Raw genomic sequence first — 24,984 nt, 5'->3', positions numbered from 1 at the left:
GCTCATACGGTGAAGACCGGTACGGGGTTGCACCAGCGATCCTTGTATTCACGGTCGGCGCGACCGAAGGAAAAGCGTAGCGGCTTGTCCTGCGCGCGCGCGTGTTCCCAGGCGCTTTGCGTATTGAGGAAACTCAACACACTGCCAGGGCTGAACTCGCGAGTCTCGGGATCGACCCCGCCGTTGATGTACTCGACGCTGATCCACTGCGGGGTTTCGACGCGGTACACCAGTTGAATCGCAATCGGCGCATCGTTGAGGAAAATCACCGAACCGATCAGCAACTCGCGCAGCAACTCGATGACGTCGGCCATGCGTTCGGCACCGGTCGCCGGGAAACCCCAGCGGCGCTGGAACAGGTCGCAGTAAATCGCCGCCAGCTCCGTGCTGGAAAACTCGGACACCGGTCGCACCACGCCACCGGCCTCTTCGAGCAAGCGCAATTCGCGGCGCTGGTTATAGCGAAACTTTTTCGACAGCTCTTCGGGTGTGCGGGCCATGGCCAGTTGTTCGGTTTGCAACCTGATGCCAGTGAAACGACCTTCGTTGAGCGCCGACAGATACCGCGCGCGATGGCGCAAAGGTACCTGGGCATCGGCAGCGGCGGGCAGGATGATCTCGGCGTTGCCCAGGTCGAACAGCCCTTTCTTGCCGCGGCGCTTGAGCACGTCCTTGGACAAGGCCAGGTCGCGCCCCCATGTCGGGATTGCCGCCTTGACCTCGTCACCCTGCACCCAGGCCAGGTAACGCACGGGAATGTCGGCCAGTTGTGCCAGCCGTTCGACCACCGTCGGATGAGTCGCGACGCTGCCGCCATATCGCTGCCAGGTTTCGGCGTAAGTCGAGGCGTCGACTACCGCCCAGCCACGCTCGCGCCAGCCTTGAAATCGGTTGAGCATCAGCCCCTCTGTGCCAGTTCGGTAACGTGTGGCAAGTGCCAGAAAGCATCGCGCACCGAGCGATCGGAGAAGCGTTCGCGCAAGCGCTCGAGCATCAACTCGGCACACTGGCGGCGTTGCTGATCATCCATGCCGGCCAGGTGTTGCAGCCCCTGGGCCAGATGCCCGGCATCACCCAACGGGAACAGGATGCCCACGCCTTCGACCACTTCCTTCGCTCCGCCGCACGCCGTGGCGAGCAAGGGTACGCCGGCGGCCATGGCCTCCAGCAGCACCATGCCGAACGGTTCGTGATCGGAACTCAGGGCGAACACATCGAAGGCCCGGAAGTAGTTGCGCGCATCCGGCACCTGACCGAGGAACAGCACCCGGTCACCGATGCCAAGCTCCCGGGCCTGGGCCTTGAGGTCTTCCTCCAGGCGACCTTTACCGAGAATCACCAGTTGGCTGTTGGCCGGCAACCCCGGCAACGCCTCGGCGAAACCCTGCAGCAGCGTGGCCTGGTCCTTGTCTGGATGCAGCCGCCCGACATTGCCGACGATCCAGGCATCCGCCGCCAGCCCAAGGGTTTCCCGGGCTTCGCGAGCCGACACCTGGGTGGCTTGCAAGGCGTCCACGTCGATACGGTTGTACAAGGTCTGAATTCGCGAAGCCGGCCACTTCGGCAGGCAATGGCGCATGTCGTCGCGCACCGCGTCGGACACGCCGAGCAAACTCAAGCGCTTGCGGAAAATATGCGCGAACAGTTTGCGGCTGCCGCGCTTGTAGTCTTCAAACCCGTGGTGCACGCCAATGACCGGCAACGACGTACCGAGCAAGGCGATATAGATAGGCTTGAAGCGGTGAGCGATGCAGAAACTGAAGTTGCGCGAGGCGGCGATCTTGCGCAGATCGCCGATGGCCCCCAGCTTCAGGCCACGAATGGCCTTGGAGCTGTACTCCATGAACAGCACTTCGTCGGAAGCGCAGCCCGCGGCGACCTCGGCATCGGCAACCCCGGTGAGAAACACCGTGGTCACGCGATAACCGGTCCCCGCGAACAGGCTGGCGTACTGCCGTGCGCAGTCCAGGAACGGCCCGTCATAGCCGTGGCAGAACTGCAGCACATGGCGTTCAGCCGAACGTGTCATAGGCGTTCGCGCCCTCTTTGACCACCAGGATGTCTTCCATGATCAGATACTGTAGATCCGAACCGAAGAACATGTTCAGGGCGTCGGTCGGCGAGCAGATCATCGGCTCGCCGCGACGGTTGAGCGAGGTGTTGAGCGACACGCCGTTACCGGTGAGCACTTCCAGCGCCTTCATCATGTCGTAGTAGCGCGGGTTGTATTCGCGCTTGAGCACCTGGGCGCGGGAAGTGCCGTCTTCGTGGACGACTTCCGGCACGCGGGTTTTCCATTCTTCCGACACTTCGAAGGTGAAGGTCATGAACGGCGCCGGGTGATCGATCTTGATCATCTGTGGAGCGACGGTGTCGAGCATCGACGGGCAGAAAGGCCTCCAGCGCTCGCGGAACTTGATCTGGTGGTTGATGCGATCAGCCACGCCGGGAATGCTCGGGCAACCGATGATCGAACGACCGCCCAGTGCACGCGGACCGAACTCCATGCGGCCCTGGAACCAGGCCACCGGGTTGCCATCGACCATGATCCTGGCGATCTGCTCCGGCATGTTGTCGAGCTTGCGCCAGGTTGGCTTGTTCTCGTGACGGGCGCAGGCCGCGATCACGTCTTCGTTGCTGTACGACGGGCCGAGGTAGACGTGTTCCATCTTCTCGACCGGTACGCCACGGGCGTGGGACACATAGGCGGCAGCGCCGACCGCAGTGCCGGCATCACCGGACGCCGGCTGTACGAACAGCTCCTTGACGTCGTCGCGGGCGATGATTTTCTGGTTGAGCTTGACGTTCAACGCACAGCCACCGGCGTAGGCCAGCTTGCCGGTTTGCTTGAGCACGTCGCCCAGGTAGTAGTCGATCATCTGCAGCGAAATTTTTTCGAACAGCGCTTGAATGCTCGCGGCGTAGTGGATGTAAGGCTCGTCGGCGATGTCGCCTTCGCGCTTTGGACCCAGCCACTCGATCAGCTTCGGCGAAAAGTAGTAACCCTTGCCCTTCTCTTTATAACGACGCAGGCCGATGACGTTGGCGTAGTCGGTGTTGATCACCAATTCGCCGTTTTCGAACGAAGCCAGGCGCGAGAAATCGTATTTGCTGGCGTCGCCGTACGGCGCCATGCCCATGACCTTGAACTCACCGTCGAGCATGTCGAAACCGAGGAACTCGGTGATCGCGCCGTACAGGCCGCCGAGGGAGTCCGGATCGAAGAATTCCTTGATCTTGTGGATCTTGCCGTTTTCGCCATAACCGAAGAAGGTCGTGGCGTACTCGCCCTTGCCGTCGATGCCCAGGATCGCGGTTTTCTCTTTGAAACCGGAGCAGTGATAAGCGCTGGAGGCGTGGGCCAGGTGGTGTTCGACCGGCTCGATCTTGATCTTCTTCGGATCAAAACCCAATTGTTCCAGGCACCAGACGATCTTGTTGCGATAGCGCTTGTAGCGACGGTTGCCCATCAGGATCGCGTCGAGGGCGCGGTCCGGGGCGTACCAGTAACGCTTGGCGTACTGCCAGCGAGCCTTGCCGAACAGGCTGATCGGGGCGAACGGGATCGCTACCACGTCAACGTCGGACGGTTTGATACCGGCCTGTTCCAGGCAGAACTTCGCCGATTCGTAGGGCATGCGGTTCTTTGCATGTTTATCGCGTACGAAGCGCTCTTCTTCAGCCGCAGCGACCAGCTTGCCGTCGATATACAGGGCTGCGGAAGGATCATGGCTAAGGGCGCCGGACAGGCCAAGAATCGTCAATGCCACAGGGGTCTAGCCTCTTTAGTCTGCGTGCAGGCGCAAGCGCCTCAAAAATTAATGTGCCCTCGCAATGGGCGAGAGACAGCTAAAGGGCGGGATTATAGCGTAAAAGCAGCGGCTAGCCTCTAGCTACAAGCGGCAAGCAACCACGGTGGTGACCTTGCGATTGCTTTTAACCACGCGAAGGCCGCCAGTAGACAAGGATATTGCCGTCCACGCTTTGCCGGTAAATCGTATAGGGCAAGACGGCGGTGTCCAGTGCGCCGGACAGGGCCAGGTCGAGCAGAATGAGCGGTACGAGGACACCCGTGGGATCGGGCGGTGCGTTCAATACGCAAAAGTCATAAGCGAGGCCGCTGTAGACCCGGGGAATGGACTGGCAGTAGGTCTTTTGCCTGCGCAACCCTTGAGCAGCTTCGGCTTCATCCTGCAGCACCGTGGCGGCGGTCCCGCAGCCCATTAGAGATACACATAAAACACCCGATGAAACTGCCATTTTGATCGTCACAGCCTGCCCTCCGAAAACGTCAGGCAAGCTAGCATCGTGGTGATTTCGGCCACAGTTCATGGCTTCCCAAGATCGCGTAGGACGGATCACAAGAATTTGTCCCTAAATTTCGCTAGCTGTTCGGGCCTCTTCGCGAGCAAGCCCGCTCCCACAGTTTTAACTGAGGTGTTCACACGTTTTGTGCTCACCAACAATCCCTGTGGGAGCGGGCTTGCTCGCGAAAGGACCGAAGGTCCGATTCAGGCCGCGCTGGAGATATCCTTGGGAAGACGCTGATCGATGACCTGGTAAAGGGCACTGCCTTCAGGCCAATTGCGCATGAACCGCGCGCGATCCCTGGCGTACGCCGGCGCAAAACTTCCGAGGGAGCCGTGCTGGCACATCGAGTCGAGGTCGATCAACGCCCAGCGATCCTGCTGCCAGAACAGGTTATGCCCCTTGAAGTCGCCATGACTGATGCGCTCACGAATCAGTTCGGCAAACAGATGATCCAGCGCCGCCAGTTCGGACTCCGGTGCATCACCGCTTTCAACATAGGGCGCAAAACGCTCGATGATGTCCGGCCCCGGCAGATACTCGGTGATCAAGTAGGCACGGCTGCGCAGCCACAGAAAACGCTTCTCCAGCAACGCCAACGGCGTGGGCGTGGCAATCCCGAGGAACGCCAGGCGATTGCCTTCGCGCCATGAATGCCAGGCCCGGCTCGGACGCCAGAAGCGCTTGAGCCAGTGGGCAAAACCCTTGATGTTGTAGCGCTTGATCACCAGCGTGCGGCCATCCACCTCGACCTTGCCGACGCTCGCCGCACCACCGGTCTTGTACAGATGCCCCCGGTCGAGCAAGGCATCGGCCTGCTCCAGCACCGGCAACATGGCGGCCTCTTCCTCGCGACGAATCGCCTGCAAGCCGGAGGCTCCGCGCTGCACGCTGAACAGCGTGCATTCGCGGCCGACCTTGATCAGGTAGTCCTTGAGGCGCCAGCTGCGGACCTTGTCGATCTGCTTCTGCAACGCTTCCATGGGCAGGGCGTGTTCGCCGTTGCTGAGCAGGTAATACACCAGCAACTCTTCAATGAAGGGTTCGATCGACTTCGGCAACTGGGCGAAGAACACCCCGAGGTTTTCCAGGACTTTCTGCCGCGACAGCGGCTGCCCCGGCGTTTCGGCGCAAATCCCGGCACCGTCGATCAAGTACAGGCGACCACGCTGGCGCAGCAGGTTATCCAGGTGCAGGTCTTCCTGCCACAGGCCCTTGCGATGCATCTGACCGATCGCGCCCAACGCCTCGGCCAGCACCGCCCCTTGTCCATCGGACAATACGGGCTGCTGCTCAACCTGTTTCCAGGTTTCGCCCAGGCTTTCGGCGCCTTCCAGAAACTCGAACAGCAGCCAGCCACCATCGCCTTCCTTCAGGCCATCGGCCAACAGCTGCGGCGTGGTCAGCCCTTGATCGGAGAGCAGGCGTACGCCATCCAGTTCACGCTGGAAGTGCCGAGCGGCCTTGCTGCCGACCAGCAACTTGGCCAACACCGGCCGGCCACGCCAGACGCCGGCACCGACATAACGCTGCCCCGGCAACACCCGCAACAGGCTCAGCAGCTGCAGATCGGCAGGGCCGGCAGCGTCGGCCAGCGATACGCTCAGCGGCAAAACCGGATTACGGCCAGCGGATTTCAGTTCGGACAAACGCATCAGCGCGGCCCCTTCTGGCTGCGCCGCGCCGTCAAACGCTGCAGCCAGCTGTCGATCAGCGTGCTGTCCTGCGGTTGATCCAGATAGGCGGCCAGCAATTGCCGCAGTTGCGATTCACCCCATTCGGGCGCGCGGCGCGTCAGCGGTTCCAGGTCCTTGATTCGGTCGCGCTGCCCGTACAGCAGCGGCCGGGTCTTTTCCAGGTCGATCAATTGCGCCTGATAGCCGGTGCCGGTGGCGCGCATGAAAATGTGCTTGGGATAGAAGCAGCCATGCACCTGCCGTGCAGCGTGCAGCTGCCGGGCCAGTTCGCCACTGGCCTTGAGGATCTCCGAGTGCTGCTCGGGGCTCAATTCATTCCAGCGCTGCAACAGCGAGTCGAGGTCGTCCCAACCATCCAGGGCACGGGTCAGCAGGATCGCGCGGACTTCGCCATTGACCTTGCGCTCCCCGTAGAACACCGCTTCCAGCGCCGGGATGCCCATCTTCCGGTAACGGGAGATGTTGCGAAACTCGCGAGCGAAACTCGGCTCGCCGAAGGGTGCGCGCAAGGTGCGGGTCAGGTAGTTGCTTTGACGCTTGAGGTAGTAGCCATGACCTTCCAGGTCCAGCCGAAACACGCTGCTCCAGCCGCCGCGACCGGTGTTGGGTTCGTCCACCGCATCGAGCTGCTTGGCCCAGAGCGCTTCGAACGTGCCAAGGCCATGGCGCTCAAGCAGCGCACGGTCCTCAGCGGCCAGGAAATCAGTCATTCGCGTCCCTCGAAAAATCTCACCACGTGCCGGATACGCTTCTTGTCCGCGGCGTTGAGCCGGGTCCGGTTGCGGTATTGCAGGTAAAAGCGCAGGCGCTGGGTAGCCGACAGTTGATACTTGGCGACCTTGTCCAGGCACGCCAGATCCTTGGTGATGCGGTATTTGAGCCAGAAACCGCGCCAGAAATCGCCGTTGGGGCAATCGATCAAGAACAGTCGAGCCTCATCGTCGATCAACAGATTGCGCCACTTCAGATCATTATGGGTGAAGCGGTGGTCATGCATGGTCCGGGTGTACTGCGCCAACTGACGACTGATGGCGTCGACCCAGGCACGATCCGACAGTTTCGGATCCTGTCGTTCGGCCAGTGCCGACAAGTCTTCGGTGCGCGGCAATTCCCGGGTAATCATTGCGCCGCGAGCGTAGGCCGCACCGCGCCGTTCCAGCCCCCAGGCCACCACTTCGGCGGTGGGAATGCCCCACTTGGCGAAACGCTTGAGGTTCTGCCACTCCATTTTCACCCGTGGCTTGCCGAGATAACGGCGCAAGCCTTTTCCGGCGCCCACGTAGCGTTTGACGTAATAGTTGACGCCCTTGCGCTGCACACGAATGACCTCGGACAACAGGTCCTTGGTCAAACGCTCGCCTTGCAGCGCAAACACGGCTTCAAGGCTGCCAAAGTCATCGGCCAGTTCGCTGTAGGCCGGTTCCAGTTTCCAACCCGACATCAGAGCGCATCCCCGTATCGCTGTTTACGCTCGTAGAGCTTGTTGGCCTTGCCTTCGAGCCAGTTCAGCAGCCCGGCCTCTTCGCTCAGGATCTGCCGCAACGGTTGCTGGAAGTAGCCTTTGAGGAAACGCAGCTTGTCGCGGCGGGTCAGGCCGATGTCCAGGGCGGAAAAATACAGCGCGGCCAGATCCTTGTTGCGCCAGCGCGAGGTGATCGCCGGGCGGGTCTGGGCGCGGTGCAGGTCGATCACCGAGAGTTTGAAGTCATCAAAGGTCACCGGTTTGTCGGTGTGCAGCAGGAAATGGCAGATGTAGCAGTCGCGATGGTTGACCCCGGCGCGGTGCATCATGCCGGTCATCCGTGCGACTTCGGCAATCAGCGCGCGCTTGAGTCTTGGCTCGGGTGGCTGTTTGGTCCAGTTAACGCTGAAGTCTTCGAGGCTGACCGTCGGCGCCAGCTCTTCAGTGACGATGAACGAGTGCTGGTCGGCCGGGTTGCTGCCCTTCTCGCCATACGCGACAGCGGTCATGGTCGGCACGCCGGCTTCCTGCAGGCGCTGGATCGCCGTCCACTCCTGGCCCGCGCCAAGTACCGGCAATTTGGCGGTGAGCAGGTTCTTGAAGATTTCGCCCCAGCCGATGCCACGGTGGATTTTCACGAAAAACCCGTTGCCGTCGACTTCCGTGCGCAATGTCCGGCGTGCTTCCAGCTCGCGGTACACCTCGCCCTCAAGCCCCTCGACTTCGGCGAACGGGTCGCGTCCGGCCCAGAGACTCTTGAACGGTTCAGCCAGCATCAACTTCATTTAAGCGTGCTCCGCCAGAATCACATCGGCCGCGTGTTGCGGCATGCTGTAGAGGTCGGCCGTCTCGGCGAAGGCCAGACCATTGCGGCTCCAGGCCGCCCTTGCTTGAGCGTCGTTCAACATGCCGGTCAGGTATTGCGTCAGTTGCGCCTGATCGAACGGTTCGTCCAGCACCAGGCCCGCGTCGGCCTCGGCAATGTAATGGGCGTAACCGCACACCGCGCTCACCAGCACCGGCAAGCCGGCCACCAGCGCTTCGAGCAGCACGGTGCCGGTATTTTCGTTGTACGCCGGGTGGATCAACAGATCGGCACCCAGCAGGAAACGCGGGATATCGCTGCGCCCCTTGAGGAACGTGACGTTGTCGCCCAGCCCCAATGTTGCGCTCTGCATCTGGAATAACTTGGGGTCATCCTGGCCAATTACAAACAGCCGGGTGCGTTTCCTCAACTCGGCAGGCAATGCCGCCAGTGCCTTGAGGCTGCGGTCCACGCCTTTGGTCTTGAACCCGGAGCCGATCTGCACCAGCAGCAGTTCGTCGTCCTTGAGGTCGAATTCGGCGCGGAACCCGGCACGAATTTCATCGGCATCGGCCGGTCGGCGACGGTCCTGGGCGATGCCCGGTGGCAGCAGGTGGAAGCGCTCCAGCGGCGTGTCGTAATGCTTGATGAACAGCGGCTGCTGGACCTCGGAAATCATCAACACTTCGGTCTTGGCGTCCTTGGCGAACACCGCCCGCTCGTACTCGGCGAAGTGGCGATAGCGGCCCCAGCGGCGGTACAGCGAGTTGCGCAGGTTCTGCGCCTTGTCTTCGAAGCAGCCGTCGGCGGCGTAGTAGACGTCCAGGCCCGGCATCTTGTTGAAGCCGATCAGGCGATCGACCGGACGCTTGGCCAGGTCCGCCTCCATCCATTCGCTGAGCTTTTCGTTGCGCCGATGATTGAAGAACGCCTTGACCGGCGCCACCAGCACTTCGAAACCCGGCGGCACATCGCCTTCCCAGATCAGTGTGTAGACGCGAATCTGATGACCACGCTTCTGGCACTCCAGGGCGATTCGCATGAAATCGCGCTGCAAGCCGCCAAACGGAAAATATTTGTACAGGACAAATGCCAATTGCATCAGCGCAGCTCCTCAGCCATTAACAACGTGCTCAGTCGGCTGGCGACACGCTCGGGGTTCAGACGCGTGAAGCACAATGGCCACTCGCGTTTCAGGTCAAATTGACGGGCATCTTCGGCCGTCGGTTGATAGGTGCATTTCTTCTGCAGGCACGGCGCACACGAGAAGTCGCTGGCCAGGTGAATCTGCACCTTGCCATAGGCACCGGTCAGGCCCGGATTGGTCGGGCCGAACAGCGACAGCGTCGGCACATCCAGCGCGGCGGCCAGATGGCCCAGGCCGGTATCCACCGCCACGCAGGCTTGCGCGCCAGCCAGCACCTTGCCGACACCCGCCAGGTTCAGCTTCGGCAACACTTCGGCGTGCTTGAAACCTGCGGCGATGCGCTCGGCGCGGGCCTTTTCCACGGCATTGCCCCAAGGCAGTTTCACACCGACGCCAAGGTAGCCGACCCGCTCGGTCAGCTCGCGCCAGTAGGCTTCGGGCCAGTGCTTGGTGTCCCAGGTGGTACCGTGCAGAAACACCACGTACGGGTTCTTGCGCGGCAACTCCACCAGACGCTCGACGCTCAAGCCATAGTCGCCCAGCCCCTTGGGCAGGTCATAGCCCAACGCGATGGCGAACAACTGACGCACTCGCTCCACCGCATGTTGCCCACGGGCAACGGCCAGGCGCCGATTGTAAAAGCGCGCAGCGATGGGCTCGCGCGCCGAGTTTTTATCGAGGCCGGCCACCGGCGCCTTGACGTAACGGGTCAACCAGGCGCTTTTCAGCAAGCCCTGGGCGTCGATCACCAGGTCATATTGGGTGGCCCGCACGCTTTGCTTGAAGCGCTTCCACTCACCGCTCTTGATGGTCTGCCAGATGTTCTTGCGCCAGCGACGGATCGCCACCGGAATCACCTTGCCCACCGCCGGATGCCAGGTGGGGATCTCGGCAAAGCCTTCTTCCACCACCCAGTCGAATTTGATGCCGGGAATCGCCCGCGCCGCGTCGGTCAACGCCGGCAAAGCGTGAATGACGTCGCCCAGCGAAGAAGTCTTGATCAACAGAACCCGCAAGCTATTTGACCTCGACCACAGTGCCCTGCAACCGCTGCAAGGCTTCGTTCACGGCCTGCGGCATGAGCTGGCGCAGGCAGTTGTAATGACCGAAACGGCAGGTGCGATCGAAGCACGGGCTGCACTCGATGCCCAGGCGCACGATTTCCACGTGCTCGGCCAACGGTGGCGTGAAACCCGGCGACGTCGAGCCGTAGACCGCCACCAACGGGCGGTTCAGCGCGGCGGCGACGTGCATCAGGCCGGAGTCGTTGGACACCACGGAATCGGCACAGGACAGCAGGTCGATGGCTTCGGCCAGCGAGGTGCCGCCGCTGAGGTTGACCGATTCTTCGCGCAGGCCGGGAATCAGCCGCGCGCGGATGTCTTCGCCCACGGCGTGATCGTTTTTCGAACCGAACAGCCAGACTTGCCAGCCTTCGCGGATCTTCGCTTCGGCGACCTTGGCGTAATGCTCGGACGGCCAGCGCTTGGACTCGCCAAACTCGGCGCCGGGGCACAGGGCCAACACCGGACGGTCGAGGGTCAGGCCGAATTTGGCCAGTGCCGCCTCGCGGGTGACCGGGTCGATCTGCAGCGTCGGGCGCGGATAGGGTTTTGGCAACTCAACGCCCGGCTCGTAAGCCAGAGCCATGAAGCGCTCGATCATCAGCGGATAACGATCTTTATCCAGCGTGCGCACGTCATTGAGCAAGCCATAGCGGAATTCGCCACGCCAGCCCGTACGCTTGGGGATACCGGCAAAGAACGGCACCAGCGCCGACTTCAGGGAATTGGGCAACAGGATCGCCTGGTCGTACTGACCGGCCAGGGATTTGCCGATGCGCCGACGTGTCGCCAGTTCCAGCACGCCGTGACCGAGCGGAAAGCTCAAGGCCTGGCGAACTTCGGGCATGCGCTCAAGAATCGGCCGGCTCCACTCGGGGGCCAGCACGTCGATTTCGCATTGCGGGTGGCGTTGTTTCAGACACTGGAAAAGTGTCTGCGCCATCACCATGTCACCGACCCAACTGGGCCCAACGATCAGAATTTTCATGTGGTTTCCATAAACGAACCGGGGAGGCCTACGCCTCCCCGCCTCGAGAATTCTACAAAACACCGTAGATCTACCGTGGGAGCGAGCTTGTGGCGAGGGGGCTTGCCCCCGTTGGGCTGCAAAGCAGCCCCAAAAACTCTGATGTACCAAAGATCTTGTGAGTGCTACGCACTCAAACGGGGGCAAGCCCCCTCGCCACAGGCTCGCTCCTACAGGGAATATTGGCGTATCGAATATCCCGTTTCAGCCTAGCCCCAGCTCACGCCAGATCCGCATGACCTGCCGCCGTTCGTCCGCGAACTGGTCAGCCGGTATCACCCCCGGGTTCTTCTGCAGAGCCTGTCGGTGGGCGGCGGAACGGTACGCTTTATACGCTTCACGCAACAGGCCGGCATCTTCGACGGGCATCAGCCCTTCATGCTCCAGCTCTTCCAGAATGCGGATGTTGTCCGTCCAGCGCAGCAATGGCGGGTGTGTTTCCGACCACGCCAGGGCCGCGTATTGCACCATAAATTCAATATCGACGATACCTCCGGCGTCCTGCTTGATATCGAACGGCGCCGTGGCTTCGAAGGCATTTGCCCCGGTGCCGGCCGCCGTACTCTTGCTGCCGAGGTTATCGCGCATCTTGGCGCGCATCTCGCTGACCTCCTGGCGCAGGGTCGGCAGATCACGCGTCTTGCCCAGTATCGCGGCGCGGACTTTCTCGAAGGCCTGGCCGACATCCTGACTGCCCACCAGCACCCGCGCTCGCACCAGCGCCTGGTGTTCCCAGGTCCAGGCTTCGTTCTCCTGATATCGGGCAAACGCCCCCAAGGAACTCACCAGCAACCCCGACGCACCGGACGGCCGCAGGCGCATGTCCACTTCATACAACTGCCCGGAGTTGGTCTGCGCCGTCAGCAAGTGAATGATCCGTTGCCCCAGACGGGTGAAGAATTGCGCGCCATCGATGGGTTTGGGTCCGTCGGTCTCAGCCTGCGGATCGCCGTCGTGAATGAACACCAGGTCCAGGTCCGAACCATGCCCGAGTTCCAGACCGCCGACTTTCCCATAACCGACAATGATGAAGCCGGGATCGCACAAAGTGCCATCGGTGCGCAGCGGCGTGCCGTACTTGGCCACGGTCTGGCGCCAGGCCAGTGCCAGCACTTGCTCCAGGATCGCTTCAGCGAGCCAGGTCAGGTAATCGCTGACTTTCATCAGTGGCAGGCTGCCGGCGATTTCCGATGCGGCTACCCGCAAGCGGTGCGCCAGCTTGAAGTGGCGCAGGGCTTCCATTTGCTGCTCGAGGTCGTCCTCGGGAATCCGCGTCAGGCGCTCGCGCAGTTCGGCGGCCAGTTCAGGCGCCAGTGGCGGCTTGAACAGCCGGCCTTCGTTGAGCAATTCGTCGAGCAACAGCGGAAAACGGGTGATTTGCTCGGCAATCCACGGGCTCGCCGCGCACAGCGTCAGCAAACGCCGCAGCGCACCGGGGTTCTCGGTCAACAGCACAAGGTATGCGGAACGACGGGCCACGGCTTCAACCAGGGGCAGCACGCGCTCCAGCACCAGATCCGGATTGGCATGCTCCACGGCCTGCGCGAGCAAACGCGGGATGAACGCATCGAGACGTTCGCGCCCCAGTCGCTGCATCGCCCGCAATTGCGGGCTGCCGCGCAAGCCGGCCAAGGCATTCAAGGCCTTGGGGGCATCCTTGAAACCACCCTCCTCCAGTTGGCGGCAGGCGGCCTCATCGTCCTGGGCCTCTTCCCACAACGGCAACCACTCACCACCGACCACCACTTCGCTTTCGGCGCCCTGCTCTTCGTCGGGATCGGCGATCACCTGCCCGAAGTGCCAGGCCACACGGCCACGCCAATACATCAGTTGTTCGTGGAAAGCGGTCCAGTTGGCGAAACCCAGCATAAAGGCAATGCGCGCCTGATCCTGTTCGCCATCGGGCAACATTTGCGTCTGGCGATCGGCAATCGCCTGGATCGCGTGTTCGGTGTAACGCAGGAATTCGTAGCCTTCACGCAATTCGCTGATCACGGCGGGCGGCAGGTAACCCTGGCCTTCCAGTGTGCTCAACACCTTTAATAGTGGGCGCTGCTGCAAGCTCAAATCGCGGCCGCCGTGAATCAACTGGAACGCTTGGGCAATGAACTCGACCTCGCGAATACCGCCGGAACCCAGCTTGATATTGTCAGCCATGCCCTTGCGCCGCACTTCCTGCTGGATCAGCTGCTTCATGGTGCGCAGCGCTTCGATGGCCGAGAAGTCCAGGTAACGCCGGTAAACGAACGGCCGCAGCATGTCCTGCAGTTGCGCGCCGGCCACTTGATCGCCGGCCACCACTCGCGACTTGATCATCGCGTAGCGCTCCCAGTCGCGACCCTGATCCTGGTAATACTGCTCCAGCGCATTGAAGCTCAGCACCAACGCGCCCGACGAACCGTACGGACGCAGGCGCATGTCGACGCGGAACACAAAGCCGTCGACGGTCATCGGGTCCAGGGCCTTGATCAGACGCTGGCCCAGACGAATGAAGAACTCCTGGTTATCCAGCGCGCGCTTCACCCCAACGGTTTCGCCGCCTTCGGGGTAGGCGAAAATCAGGTCGATGTCCGAGGACAGGTTCAGCTCCACGGCGCCGAGCTTGCCCATGCCGAGAACGACCATCTGCTGCGGTTCGCCGCTGCGCCGGCCGGTCGGCACGCCGAACTGCTGGCAATGCCGCACGTACAACCATTGATAGGCCTGATCGATGCTGGCATCGGCCATGTCCGAGAGGTCGCGACAGGTCTGGACGAGGTCGGCCTGACGGGTCAGGTCGCGCCAGATGATCCGCACCTGGTGGCGTGCCCGTTGGCGACGCAAGGCGCGGCCAAGTTGATCTTCGGTCTCGGCCACGCTCACGGCGGTCGCGATCTGAGCGCACAACTCACCAGGGGCGAAGCGGCGGTCCAGTTCGCCGGACAGCACCAGCTCCAGCAACATCAAAGGGTCACGAACACACTGTTCAATCACAAAATCGCTGGCGGCGGTGACGCGGGCAAATTGCGCCCAGCGTTCCGGTGTCCAGGCAGACAGCCCGCGGTCATCGTCCAAAGCGGCGACGGCAGCCCGGAACGACTGCTCGGCGCGGGTGACCAACGGCAGGAGAATGGCGGGCAGTTCAGCAATCGGCGGGAGGCTCATGGTCTATCCTTGATCGGCGTGCATCGGGCTGCATGTAGTGGTTTTCGAAAACCCACTACCTGAGGGAGTGTCGAACAAAAGTTAGAAATAGCTGAAATTTCTTCTATTTTGGCAGCCAGCATCAAGCTTTTACCTTTTGTAGTTGGAAAAAGACCAACCTTAACGATTATTCTCACAACGCAGCCGTGGGCCACAAGCCGCTCATCTGTAGTTTTACTACTCGTATATACATTAGACGGGCTGAAATGCCGGAAGATTTGTAGTAAAACTACACGCCGCCGGAACAACCTGTCGGCAATCCAAGAATTCATAACGTCTGCCCACAAGGCCAGTCGCTAACTCAGGCAACCGATTCTGGTAGCCTTTCCGCCCTGGAGCAAGCCATGCAAGACCTCGATCCCGTCGAAACCCAGGAATGGCTGGACGCCCTGGAATCGGTTCTCGACAAAGAAGGCGAAGACCGTGCTCACTATCTGATGACCCGTATGGGTGAACTCGCGACCCGCAGCGGTTCGCAGTTGCCTTACGCCATCACCACGCCTTACCGCAACACGATCCCCGTTACCCACGAAGCACGCATGCCTGGCGACCTGTTCATGGAACGCCGCATTCGCTCGTTGGTACGCTGGAACGCGATGGCCATGGTAATGCGTACGAACCTGAAAGATTCTGACCTCGGCGGTCACATCTCCAGCTTCGCTTCCAGTGCGACTCTGTATGACATCGGCTTCAACTACTTCTTCCAGGCCCCGACCGACGAACACGGCGGCGACCTGATCTACTTCCAGGGCCACACCTCGCCAGGCGTTTACGCCCGTGCATTCATGGAAGGCCGCATCACCGAAGACCAGATGAACAACTTCCGCCAGGAAGTCGACGGTCAGGGCCTGTCGTCCTACCCGCACCCTTGGCTGATGCCTGACTTCTGGCAGTTCCCGACCGTATCCATGGGTCTGGGCCCGATCCAGGCGATCTACCAGGCACGCTTCATGAAGTACCTGGAGCACCGTGGCTTCATCCAGCCGGGCAAACAGAAAGTCTGGTGCTTCCTGGGCGACGGCGAGTGCGACGAGCCGGAATCCCTGGGCGCGATCTCCCTGGCCGGCCGCGAGAAGCTGGACAACCTGATCTTCGTCATCAACTGCAACCTGCAGCGCCTCGACGGCCCGGTTCGCGGCAACGGCAAGATCATCCAGGAACTCGAAGGCGTGTTCCGCGGTGCCCAGTGGAACGTGACCAAAGTCATCTGGGGCCGTTTCTGGGACCCACTGCTGGCCAAGGACGTCGACGGCATCCTGCAACGTCGCATGGACGAAGTCATCGACGGCGAGTACCAGAACTACAAAGCCAAAGACGGCGCGTTCGTACGTGAACACTTCTTCAACACGCCAGAACTCAAGGCGATGGTCGAAGACCTGTCCGACGACGAGATCTGGAAGCTCAACCGTGGCGGCCACGACCCGTACAAGGTCTACGCGGCGTACCACGAAGCGGTCAACCACAAAGAACAACCGACCGTTATCCTGGCCAAGACCATCAAGGGTTATGGCACCGGTGCCGGCGAAGCGAAAAACACCGCGCACAACACCAAGAAGGTCGATGTCGAAAGCCTGAAGTTGTTCCGCGATCGTTTCGACATCCCGGTCAAAGACGACGAACTCGAAAACCTGCCGTTCTTCAAACCGGAAGAAGGCAGCGCCGAAGCCCGCTACCTGAGCGAGCGCCGTACCGCACTGGGCGGTTTCGTGCCACAGCGCCGCGCGCAAAGCTTCAGCGTTCCGACTCCGCCACTGGATACCCTCAAGGCAATCCTGGACGGCTCGGGCGACCGTGAAATCTCCACCACCATGGCCTTCGTGCGGATCCTCGCGCAATTGGTCAAGGACAAGGAAATCGGCCCGCGCATCGTCCCGATCATCCCGGACGAAGCCCGTACCTTCGGTATGGAAGGCATGTTCCGTCAGCTGGGCATCTACTCGTCCGTCGGCCAGCTCTACGAGCCAGTCGATAAAGACCAGGTGATGTTCTACAAGGAAGACCAGAAGGGCCAGATCCTCGAAGAAGGCATCAACGAAGCGGGCGCCATGAGCTCCTTCATCGCTGCCGGTACTTCGTACTCCAGCCACAACCAGCCGATGCTGCCGTTCTACATCTTCTACTCGATGTTCGGCTTCCAGCGTATCGGCGACCTGGCCTGGGCCGCTGGCGACAGCCGTACCCGTGGCTTCCTGATCGGCGGCACCGCCGGCCGTACCACCCTGAACGGTGAAGGCCTGCAGCACGAAGACGGTCACAGCCACCTGCTGGCCGCGACCATCCCGAACTGCCGCACCTACGATCCAACCTACGGCTATGAGCTGGCGGTGATCATTCAGGACGGCATGAAGAAGATGACCGAAGAGCAACAGGACGTCTTCTACTACATCACCGTGATGAACGAGTCGTACCAGCAGCCAGCCATGCCGGCCGGTGCCGAAGAAGGCATCAAGAAAGGCATGTACCTGCTCGAAGAAGACAACCGCGAAGCGGCGCACCACGTTCAGCTGATGGGCTCCGGCACCATCCTGCGTGAAGTCCGTGAAGCAGCGAAGATCCTGCGCGAAGAGTTCAACGTCGGCGCCGACGTGTGGAGCGTTACCAGCTTCAACGAACTGCGTCGCGACGGCCTGGCCGTTGAGCGCACCAACCGTCTGCACCCTGGCCAGAAGCCTAAGCTGAGCTATGTGGAAGAGTGCCTGAACGGCCGTAAAGGTCCGGTCATCGCCTCTACCGACTACATGAAACTGTTCGCCGAGCAGATCCGTCAGTGGGTACCGTCCAAGGAATTCAAAGTCCTGGGCACCGACGGCTTCGGCCGCAGCGACAGCCGCAAGAAACTGCGTCATTTCTTCGAAGTTGACCGTCATTTCGTGGTGTTGGCAGCCCTGGAAGCACTGGCTGACCGTGGTGACATCGAACCTAAAGTGGTGGCCGAGGCCATCGTCAAGTTCGGTATCAACCCGGAAAAACGCAACCCACTGGACTGCTGAGGAGAGATTCTGTGAGCGAACTCATTCGCGTACCTGACATCGGCAGCGGTGAAGGTGAAGTAATTGAACTGTTTGTGAAGGTCGGCGACCGTATCGAAGCCGACCAGAGCATCCTGACGCTGGAATCGGACAAGGCGAGCATGGAAGTGCCCGCGCCGAAGGCCGGTATCATCAAGAGCCTGAAAGTGAAGCTGGGCGATCGCCTGAAAGAAGGCGACGAACTGCTGGAGCTGGAAGTCGAAGGTGCCGCTGCTGCTCCTGCGGCTGCCGCTGCACCAGCCGCGAAGGCTGAAGCCAAGCCGGCTGCAGCCCCTGCCGCCGCGGCTCCTGCTGCTGCGCCGGCTGCCGCCAGCGTTCAGCAAGTGCACGTGCCGGACATCGGTTCGTCGGGCAAGGCCCAGATCATCGAGATCCAGGTCAAGGTCGGCGACACCGTCGAGGCTGATCAGTCGCTGATCACCCTCGAATCCGACAAGGCGAGCATGGAAATCCCGTCGCCTGCCGCTGGCGTGGTCAAGGCCATCAGCGTCAAGCTCAACGACGAAGTCGGCACTGGCGACCTGATCCTCGATCTGGAAGTGGCGGGTGCCGCGGCACCGGCTGCTGCTCCGGCCCAGGCTGCCGCTCCAGCTGCCGCCGCTGCGCCTGCTCCTGCAGCAGCTCCGGCTGCACCGGTTGCCGACAGCGTTCAGGACATCCACGTCCCGGACATCGGTTCGTCGGGCAAGGCCAAGATCATCGAAGTCCTGGTCAAGGCCGGCGACACCGTTGCCGCCGACCAGTCGCTGATCACCCTGGAATCCGACAAGGCGAGCATGGAAATCCCATCGCCAGCTGCTGGCGTGGTGGAAAGTGTTTCCATCAAGCTCGATGACGAAGTCGGCACCGGCGACCTGATCCTCAAGCTGAAAGTCAAAGGCGCCGCCCCGGCTGCTGCCCCGGCTCCAGCTGCCGCTGCCGCTGTTGCTCCAAGCGCACCTGCTCCTGCTGCCGCTGCACCTGCTGCCGCTCCGGCCGCCGCACCTGCCAAGCCAGGCGCGAAAGTTCACGCCGGCCCTGCCGTGCGTCAACTGGCCCGCGAATTCGGTGTCGAGCTGAGCGCCGTTGGCGCCAGCGGTCCGCACGGTCGCATCCTGAAAGAAGACGTGCAGGTTTACGTCAAAGCCATGATGCAGAAGGCCAAGGAAGCACCAGCCACTGCTGGCGCAACCGGTGGCGCGGGCATCCCGCCGATTCCGGTCGTGGATTTCAGCCGCTTCGGTGAAATCGAAGAAGTGCCGATGACCCGCCTGATGCAGGTCGGCGCTGCCAACCTGCACCGCAGCTGGCTGAACGTGCCGCACGTGACGCAATTCGACTCGGCGGATATCACCGAGCTCGAAGCGTTCCGTGTTGCCCAGAAAGCCGTTGCAGAGAAGGCCGGCGTCAAGCTGACCGTCCTGCCGTTGCTGCTCAAGACCTGCGCGCACCTGCTCAAGGAACTGCCGGACTTCAACAGCTCGCTGGCGCCAAGCGGCAAAGCGATCATCCGCAAGAAATACGTGAACATCGGCTTCGCCGTCGACACCCCGGATGGCTTGCTGGTACCGGTCATCAAGAACGTCGACCAGAAGAGCCTGCTGCAACTGGCGGCCGAAGCGGCTTCCCTGGCTGAAAAAGCCCGGACCAAGAAGCTTTCGTCGGACGAGATGCAAGGCGCCTGCTTCACCATTTCCAGCCTCGGCCACATTGGCGGCACCGGCTTCACGCCGATCGTCAACGCGCCGGAAGTGGCGATCCTCGGTGTTTCCAAGGCAACCATCCAGCCAGTCTGGGACGGCAAAGCCTTCCAGCCGAAACTGATGCTGCCACTGTCGCTGTCCTACGATCACCGCGTGATCAACGGCGCCGCTGCTGCACGCTTCACCAAGCGTCTGAGCGACCTGTTGGGCGACATCCGCACCATGCTCCTGTAATACCGACCGGCCCTCCCTCACCGGAGGGCCTGTTGCGTTCCACGTTTCCGAGCGCCACGCTCGTACCTCAACCCCGCCAATTTGGCGGGGCTTTTTTTTGGGACTTTCACTGGCCTGGAGGTCACTTCATTTTCCGCGTGGGCATGGTCCCTTGTAGGAGCCGGCTTGCTGGCGATGGTCGTTAACGATAACGCGTGTGAACTGAATAAACGCGGCGCACTTGAATCCATCGCCAGCAAGCCGGCTCCTACAGGTATTGCGTAACTTCATCATTTTGGACCACGACAGGGCCTCTCGTAGGAGCTGGCTGCCAGCGATGGTCGTTAACGATAACGCGTGTGAACTGAATAAACGCGGCGCACTTGAATCCATCGTCAGCAAGCCGGCTCCTACAGGTATTGCGTAACTTCATCATTTTGGACCACGACAGGGCCTCTCGTAGGAGCCGGCTTGCTGGCGATGGTCGTTAACGATAACGCGTGTGAACTGAATAAACGCGGCGCACTTGAATCCATCGCCAGCAAGCCGGCTCCTACAGGTATTGCGTAACTTCATCATTTTGGACCACGACAGGGCCTCTCGTAGGAGCTGGCTGCCAGCGATGGTCGTTAACGATAACGCGTGTGAACTGAATAAACGCGGCGCACTTGAATCCATCGCCAGCAAGCCGGCTCCTACAGGTATTGCGTAACTTCATCATTTTGGACCACGACAGGGCCTCTCGTAGGAGCCGGCTTGCCAGCGATGGTCGTTAACGATAACGCGTGTGAACTGAATAAACGCGGCGCACTTGAATCCATCGCCAGCAAGCCGGCTCCTACAGGTAATGCGTTATCGGTGTTTCCCGGGATTGCATGAAGATCCTGTTTCGTACGCCTTCCTACATTTGTGGCTGATATCGCCCACAACTCGAATCCATTTCTGCCAGATATTTATTCAGGCTAAATAACTAGTCTTGGCTGAACACCCTCCCATCACATCCGAAACAACCAACTACCCATTAACTGGCAACGAATGGACTCAAACATGTTCAAACCAACTATTGGGCCAATTATTGGCCACACCACAACTAATCATGCACGCATATTTGTGCGCGGCGCAGCGCAAAAAAGTGCACCCGTATTTGCCGGCATCCGTTATCGGCAATCCGGGCATGAACAATGGATTAAGACTAACTTTGCAAGACTGACAAGCCTGCAAGATATATCCGAAGTCATTGTTCTCGATAACCTGATGGCCGATACCGAATACGAATACCAGGCCGGCTGGTTCAGCACCACGAGTGCCGGGCATACCATGGACTCGCTGCAAGAGCTGCCGCTGCAATGGCCGCAAGAGCTCTATCGCTTGCGTACCCGATCCAGCACGATCGGCATACCACGCGCCTATTTCGTCGGCTCATGTCGTTACTTGCGGATGACCGCCGGTATCCCATCGGCGCCACAACTGGGCGACCGGATATTTGCCTCCATTGCAAAATTGGCGCAACAAGCCGACCCGCCAGTCAGCGCGATGTTGATGACGGGTGATCAGATCTATGTCGACGATCTGAATTTTTTCGCGCCTGACCGCGAATATCAGCAAATTCTCGCGAAATACCGTGCGGCTTTTTCCCAACCGCATATTTCCAGGTTAATGGCCAACGTATCGACTTACATGATTCTCGACGATCATGAAATTGAAGATAACTGGCCAGACAAGAAAAGATCAGGGGATGATATTTTATATAACAATGCCATAAGTGCTTATGAGATATATCAAGCCAGCCACAGCCCGGTATTTGAGTTGCTTGACGATGGCCGGATCAGCCGGCACCCGAAGCACTACTGGTATCAGTTCACCGATGGCGATATCGAATGGTTCGTCACCGATAGCCGCACCCAGCGTAATCTGTCCGCCGATGATCGACGCATCCTTGATGTTGAACAGGAACATGCCTTATGCCAATGGCTGATCCACAGCCCCGCCCGGGTCAAGTTGGTGGTCACCAGCGTGATGTTCTTTCCGGATGCCAAAAACAACGGGGATGACGCCTGGGCCGGCTTTCCCGGGCAACGGCTGCGGTTGCTGGAGACCATTCGTTCGCACCGGCTGAAGAATGTCATATTCGTTGCCGGTGACGTCCACGCCTCCATGACCAGCCGACTGACCCACAGCGAAGACCCGGACTTCGAAGTGCGCACCATCGTCTCGTCGCCCTTGTGCAACTCCAAACTGCTGCCCTATGCCAGTCAATCCAGCTTTATCCTCGACCGTCCGCTGGCACGGACCGCCGCAGGCGAATATCGGCAGGAACTGACCGGTAAAGTCATCAGTCAGGATAACTTCGCGCATCTGGTCATCGACGCAAAACGCATCCGGGTGAATTACCACGATCGCGATGGCAAGCTATTGCAATCGACAGACATTGAATTGCGTTGACGGCAAAAAATCACGGCCTTCGAGACGGCTCCGAAGGCTGCGATCTGATCAATAACAATACTTTTTACTGGAAACTGCAGAAATCTTCGCACCTGCCGACATATTCTTATAGCACTTGGCCTTCATCTCTCTTGTCAGTCGGTGTCGCAATGATGCAACCTTGCCGCAGGCAACAGTAAAGAGGGCGAGAGCCCAGCGCGTTCAGCATATTCGAAGCGAGTTTCCCTCCATGAAAAGCCAACCCGATGCCGCCAGCCGTATGGTGGCCGAGGTAGTGACGCAGTTGCCTGTGCCCTCGCGGCTCGGCATGCTGCGTTTCGAACGGCTTAATGAACCCAGCTGGGCGCTGCTGTTTCTTGACCCCAATTGTGAACGCCAGTTCGGCCTGCCAGCCGTGGAGTTGTGTGCGCTGGTGGGCTCGCCCTACGCCAGCCTGATGGAGCCGGAAGCGCGCTATCAACTGCACGACGCGATCCAGCAGCAGTTGACTGAAAGCACGCATTACCTGATTCGCTATACCCTGCACACTGCCTCGGGTTCCCTGAACCTGCTGGAACTGGGCGAAGCCTACAAACAACACAATCGCCACCTGTTGCGCGGCTACCTACTGGTCATTGACGGCCTGTTCGAGGACGACCCGCTACAACCGGCCCTGGATCTGGAAACCCAGAACTCGCGCCTGCAAATTGCCCTGGAACTCAATCAGCGTGCACAGCAGGAGCAACTGCTGCATCTGGACCGGGCGCGCGCCCAACAGGACCTGATCCTGCTGCTCACCCGCCAACGCTACAGCAGCAGCAATTCCTTGCAGGAAGCCGCTGAGCTGATCACCCGCAGCGCCTGCGACATTTACGAAATCGACTGCGCCAGCCTGTGGCACCTCGACGGCTCGAGGCTGGTACCGATCTCGGCCTATCACCGCACGAGCCAGGAATACCTGCTGCCGCAACCGATCGACGTCAGCATCTTCCCCGATTACCTTGACGCCTTGCACACCGGCCGCGCCATCGACGCCCATAACGCCATGCGCGACCCACGCACCCGGGAGATGGCTGAAAGCCTGCGCCCGCGCGACGTCAACGCAATGCTCGACGCCAGTATCCGTGTCGATGGCCAGGTGGTCGGCGTTTTGTGCCTGGAGCAGACCGGCGCGACTCGTGCCTGGCAGTCGGATGAAATCGCCTTCGCCGGAGAACTGGCGGACCAGTTTGCCCAGGTCATCAGCAACCACAACCGGCGAGCCGCCACCAGCGCCCTGCACCTGTTTCAGCGTGCCGTCGAACAAAGTGCCAACGCCTTTCTGCTGGTCAATTGCGACGGCGTGGTGGAATACGTCAACCCGAGCTTCACTGCGATCACCCAATACTCCACCGAAGAAGTGCACGGTCAGCGCCTGTCGGAACTGCCGGCCCTGGAGAATCTCAGCGAACTGCTGTTCGACGCGCCTTCGGCACTGGCCAAGAGCAACAGTTGGCAGGGCGAATTCAAGAGCCGCCGAAAAAACCTCGAACCCTACTGGGGCCAGTTGTCGATCTCCAAGGTTTACGGCGACAACCGCGAGCTGACCCACTACATCGGCATCTACGAAGACATCACCCAGACCAAGCTCGCTCAGCAGCGTATCGAGCGCCTGGCCTACACCGACAACCTGACCAATCTCGGCAACCGCCCGGCGTTCATCCGCAACCTCGATGAACGCTTCGCCCGGGACAGCGATGCGCCGATCAGCCTGTTGCTGGTGGACATCGACAACTTCAAGCGGATCAACGACAGCCTCGGCCACCAGACCGGCGACAAGCTGCTGATCAGCCTGGCCCGGCGCCTGCGCAACAGCTTGATCCCGAGCGGCAGCCTGGCACGATTCGCCAGTAACGAATTCGCCGTGTTACTGGACAACAGCGACCTCACTGTCGGTCAGCAAGTGGCCAATCAATTGCTGGCGACCCTCGACAAACCGATGTTCGTCGACAACCAGTTGATCAGCGTCACCGGCTCCGTGGGCCTGGCCTGTGCGCCGCTGCACGGGCGTGACCCGCAAACCCTGATGCGCAACGCCGGGCTGGCGCTGCACAAGGCCAAGGCCAACGGCAAACACCAGGTGCAAGTGTTCACCGAAGCGCTGAATGCCGAGGCCAGCTACAAGCTGTTCGTCGAAAACAACCTGCGCCGCGCCCTGACCCAGAACGAGCTCGATGTGTTCTACCAGCCCAAGCTGTGCCTGCGCAGCGGTCGCCTGCTGGGCATGGAAGCACTGTTGCGCTGGGATCATCCGGAAAAGGGCATGATCCGCCCGGACCAGTTCATCAGCGTCGCCGAAGAAACCGGCTTGATCATTCCCATCGGCAAATGGATCGCCCGCCAGGCCTGCCGCATGAGCAAAGCGCTGACCGCGGTCGGCCTGGGCAACCTGCAAGTAGCGATCAACCTGTCGCCCAAGCAGTTCTCCGATCCGGACCTGGTGGCGTCCATCGCCACCATCCTCAAGGAAGAAGCCCTGCCAGCCCACTTGCTGGAGCTTGAGTTAACGGAGGGCCTGCTGCTGGAAGCCACCGAGGACACCCACCTGCAACTCGACCAGCTCAAGCGTCTGGGCCTGACCCTGGCCATGGATGACTTCGGCACCGGTTACTCGTCGCTCAGTTACTTGAAAAAATTCCCCATCGACATCATTAAGATCGATCGAAGCTTCATCCATGAAATCCCGGACAACCAGGACGACATGGAAATCACCTCCGCGGTGATCGCCATGGCCCACAACCTGAAGCTCAAGGTCGTGGCTGAAGGCGTCGAAACTGCCGAGCAGTTGTCGTTCCTGCGCCGTCACCGCTGCGACGTCGGCCAGGGCTACCTGTTCGACCGTCCGATCCCGGGCAACGAGCTGATCGAAAAGCTCAAACGCTACCCGCGTGGCCCAATCGCCTGACG

General features: G+C 60.6%; 16 protein-coding genes. 4 read left to right on the top strand and 12 right to left on the bottom strand.

Annotation, left to right across the window (positions count from 1 at the left end):
• Window positions 1–2: 2 nt before the first annotated feature.
• From QMK54_RS02340 to glnE, 12 genes are all read right to left on the bottom strand, one after another.
• A complete protein-coding gene (locus QMK54_RS02340) occupies window positions 3–899 on the bottom strand; it encodes an antimicrobial resistance protein Mig-14 (RefSeq protein ID WP_320401987.1) in 897 nt (298 codons plus the stop codon).
• Window positions 899–2,029 carry a glycosyltransferase gene (locus QMK54_RS02335; RefSeq protein ID WP_320401986.1) on the bottom strand — a complete coding sequence of 377 codons (1,131 nt, stop codon included), beginning with the start codon at window positions 2,027–2,029 and terminating at the stop codon, window positions 899–901. Before QMK54_RS02335 ends, QMK54_RS02340 begins: the two co-directional genes overlap by 1 nt.
• Window positions 2,013–3,770: a carbamoyltransferase gene (locus tag QMK54_RS02330; RefSeq protein ID WP_320401985.1), complete on the bottom strand. Its 1,758-nt coding sequence runs from the start codon at window positions 3,768–3,770 to the stop codon at window positions 2,013–2,015. Before QMK54_RS02330 ends, QMK54_RS02335 begins: the two co-directional genes overlap by 17 nt.
• 166 nt (window positions 3,771–3,936) lie before the next feature.
• A complete protein-coding gene (locus tag QMK54_RS02325) occupies window positions 3,937–4,272 on the bottom strand; it encodes a YceK/YidQ family lipoprotein (protein WP_110662319.1) in 336 nt (111 codons plus the stop codon).
• A gap of 239 nt (window positions 4,273–4,511) precedes the next feature.
• Window positions 4,512–5,963 carry a lipopolysaccharide kinase InaA family protein gene (locus QMK54_RS02320; protein WP_320401984.1) on the bottom strand — a complete coding sequence of 484 codons (1,452 nt, stop codon included), beginning with the start codon at window positions 5,961–5,963 and terminating at the stop codon, window positions 4,512–4,514.
• Window positions 5,963–6,715, bottom strand: coding sequence for a lipopolysaccharide kinase InaA family protein (locus QMK54_RS02315; RefSeq protein ID WP_110662052.1), 753 nt, complete (start codon window positions 6,713–6,715; stop codon window positions 5,963–5,965). Before QMK54_RS02315 ends, QMK54_RS02320 begins: the two co-directional genes overlap by 1 nt.
• The gene (locus tag QMK54_RS02310) at window positions 6,712–7,446 is read right to left on the bottom strand and encodes a lipopolysaccharide kinase InaA family protein (RefSeq protein WP_320401983.1); all 735 of its coding nucleotides are present in this window, start codon (window positions 7,444–7,446) and stop codon (window positions 6,712–6,714) included. Before QMK54_RS02310 ends, QMK54_RS02315 begins: the two co-directional genes overlap by 4 nt.
• Entirely contained in the window at window positions 7,446–8,252 is an 807-nt protein-coding gene (rfaP, locus tag QMK54_RS02305; RefSeq protein ID WP_110662050.1) for a lipopolysaccharide core heptose(I) kinase RfaP, read from the bottom strand. The genes QMK54_RS02310 and rfaP overlap by 1 nt, the downstream gene beginning before the upstream one ends.
• Complete coding sequence (locus tag QMK54_RS02300; RefSeq protein WP_223593860.1) at window positions 8,253–9,374, bottom strand: glycosyltransferase family 4 protein; 1,122 nt, start codon at window positions 9,372–9,374, stop codon at window positions 8,253–8,255.
• On the bottom strand, window positions 9,374–10,435 hold the full coding sequence (waaC, locus tag QMK54_RS02295) for a lipopolysaccharide heptosyltransferase I (RefSeq protein ID WP_110662048.1): 1,062 nt from the start codon (window positions 10,433–10,435) through the stop codon (window positions 9,374–9,376). The genes QMK54_RS02300 and waaC overlap by 1 nt, the downstream gene beginning before the upstream one ends.
• Window position 10,436: 1 nt before the next feature.
• A complete protein-coding gene (gene waaF / locus QMK54_RS02290; RefSeq protein WP_223593858.1) occupies window positions 10,437–11,471 on the bottom strand; it encodes a lipopolysaccharide heptosyltransferase II in 1,035 nt (344 codons plus the stop codon).
• Between the two features lie 243 nt (window positions 11,472–11,714).
• Entirely contained in the window at window positions 11,715–14,654 is a 2,940-nt protein-coding gene (glnE, locus tag QMK54_RS02285; protein WP_223593857.1) for a bifunctional [glutamate--ammonia ligase]-adenylyl-L-tyrosine phosphorylase/[glutamate--ammonia-ligase] adenylyltransferase, read from the bottom strand.
• 383 nt (window positions 14,655–15,037) lie between these two features.
• Here glnE and aceE point away from each other — a divergent pair, with 383 nt between their 5' ends.
• The 4 genes from aceE (at window position 15,038) to QMK54_RS02265 (ending at window position 24,982) form a co-directional block, all read left to right on the top strand.
• Window positions 15,038–17,683: a pyruvate dehydrogenase (acetyl-transferring), homodimeric type gene (gene aceE / locus QMK54_RS02280; protein ID WP_223593855.1), complete on the top strand. Its 2,646-nt coding sequence runs from the start codon at window positions 15,038–15,040 to the stop codon at window positions 17,681–17,683.
• A gap of 11 nt (window positions 17,684–17,694) precedes the next feature.
• Window positions 17,695–19,638, top strand: coding sequence for a dihydrolipoyllysine-residue acetyltransferase (gene aceF, locus QMK54_RS02275; protein WP_320401982.1), 1,944 nt, complete (start codon window positions 17,695–17,697; stop codon window positions 19,636–19,638).
• Between the two features lie 1,026 nt (window positions 19,639–20,664).
• Complete coding sequence (locus tag QMK54_RS02270; protein WP_320401981.1) at window positions 20,665–22,059, top strand: alkaline phosphatase D family protein; 1,395 nt, start codon at window positions 20,665–20,667, stop codon at window positions 22,057–22,059.
• 229 nt (window positions 22,060–22,288) lie between these two features.
• Entirely contained in the window at window positions 22,289–24,982 is a 2,694-nt protein-coding gene (locus QMK54_RS02265) for a putative bifunctional diguanylate cyclase/phosphodiesterase (protein ID WP_223593839.1), read from the top strand.
• Window positions 24,983–24,984 lie beyond the last annotated feature (2 nt).

Source organism: Pseudomonas sp. P5_109 (assembly GCF_034009455.1).
Classification (GTDB): domain Bacteria; phylum Pseudomonadota; class Gammaproteobacteria; order Pseudomonadales; family Pseudomonadaceae; genus Aquipseudomonas.
This window is presented reverse-complemented; position numbering and strand designations above follow the sequence as displayed.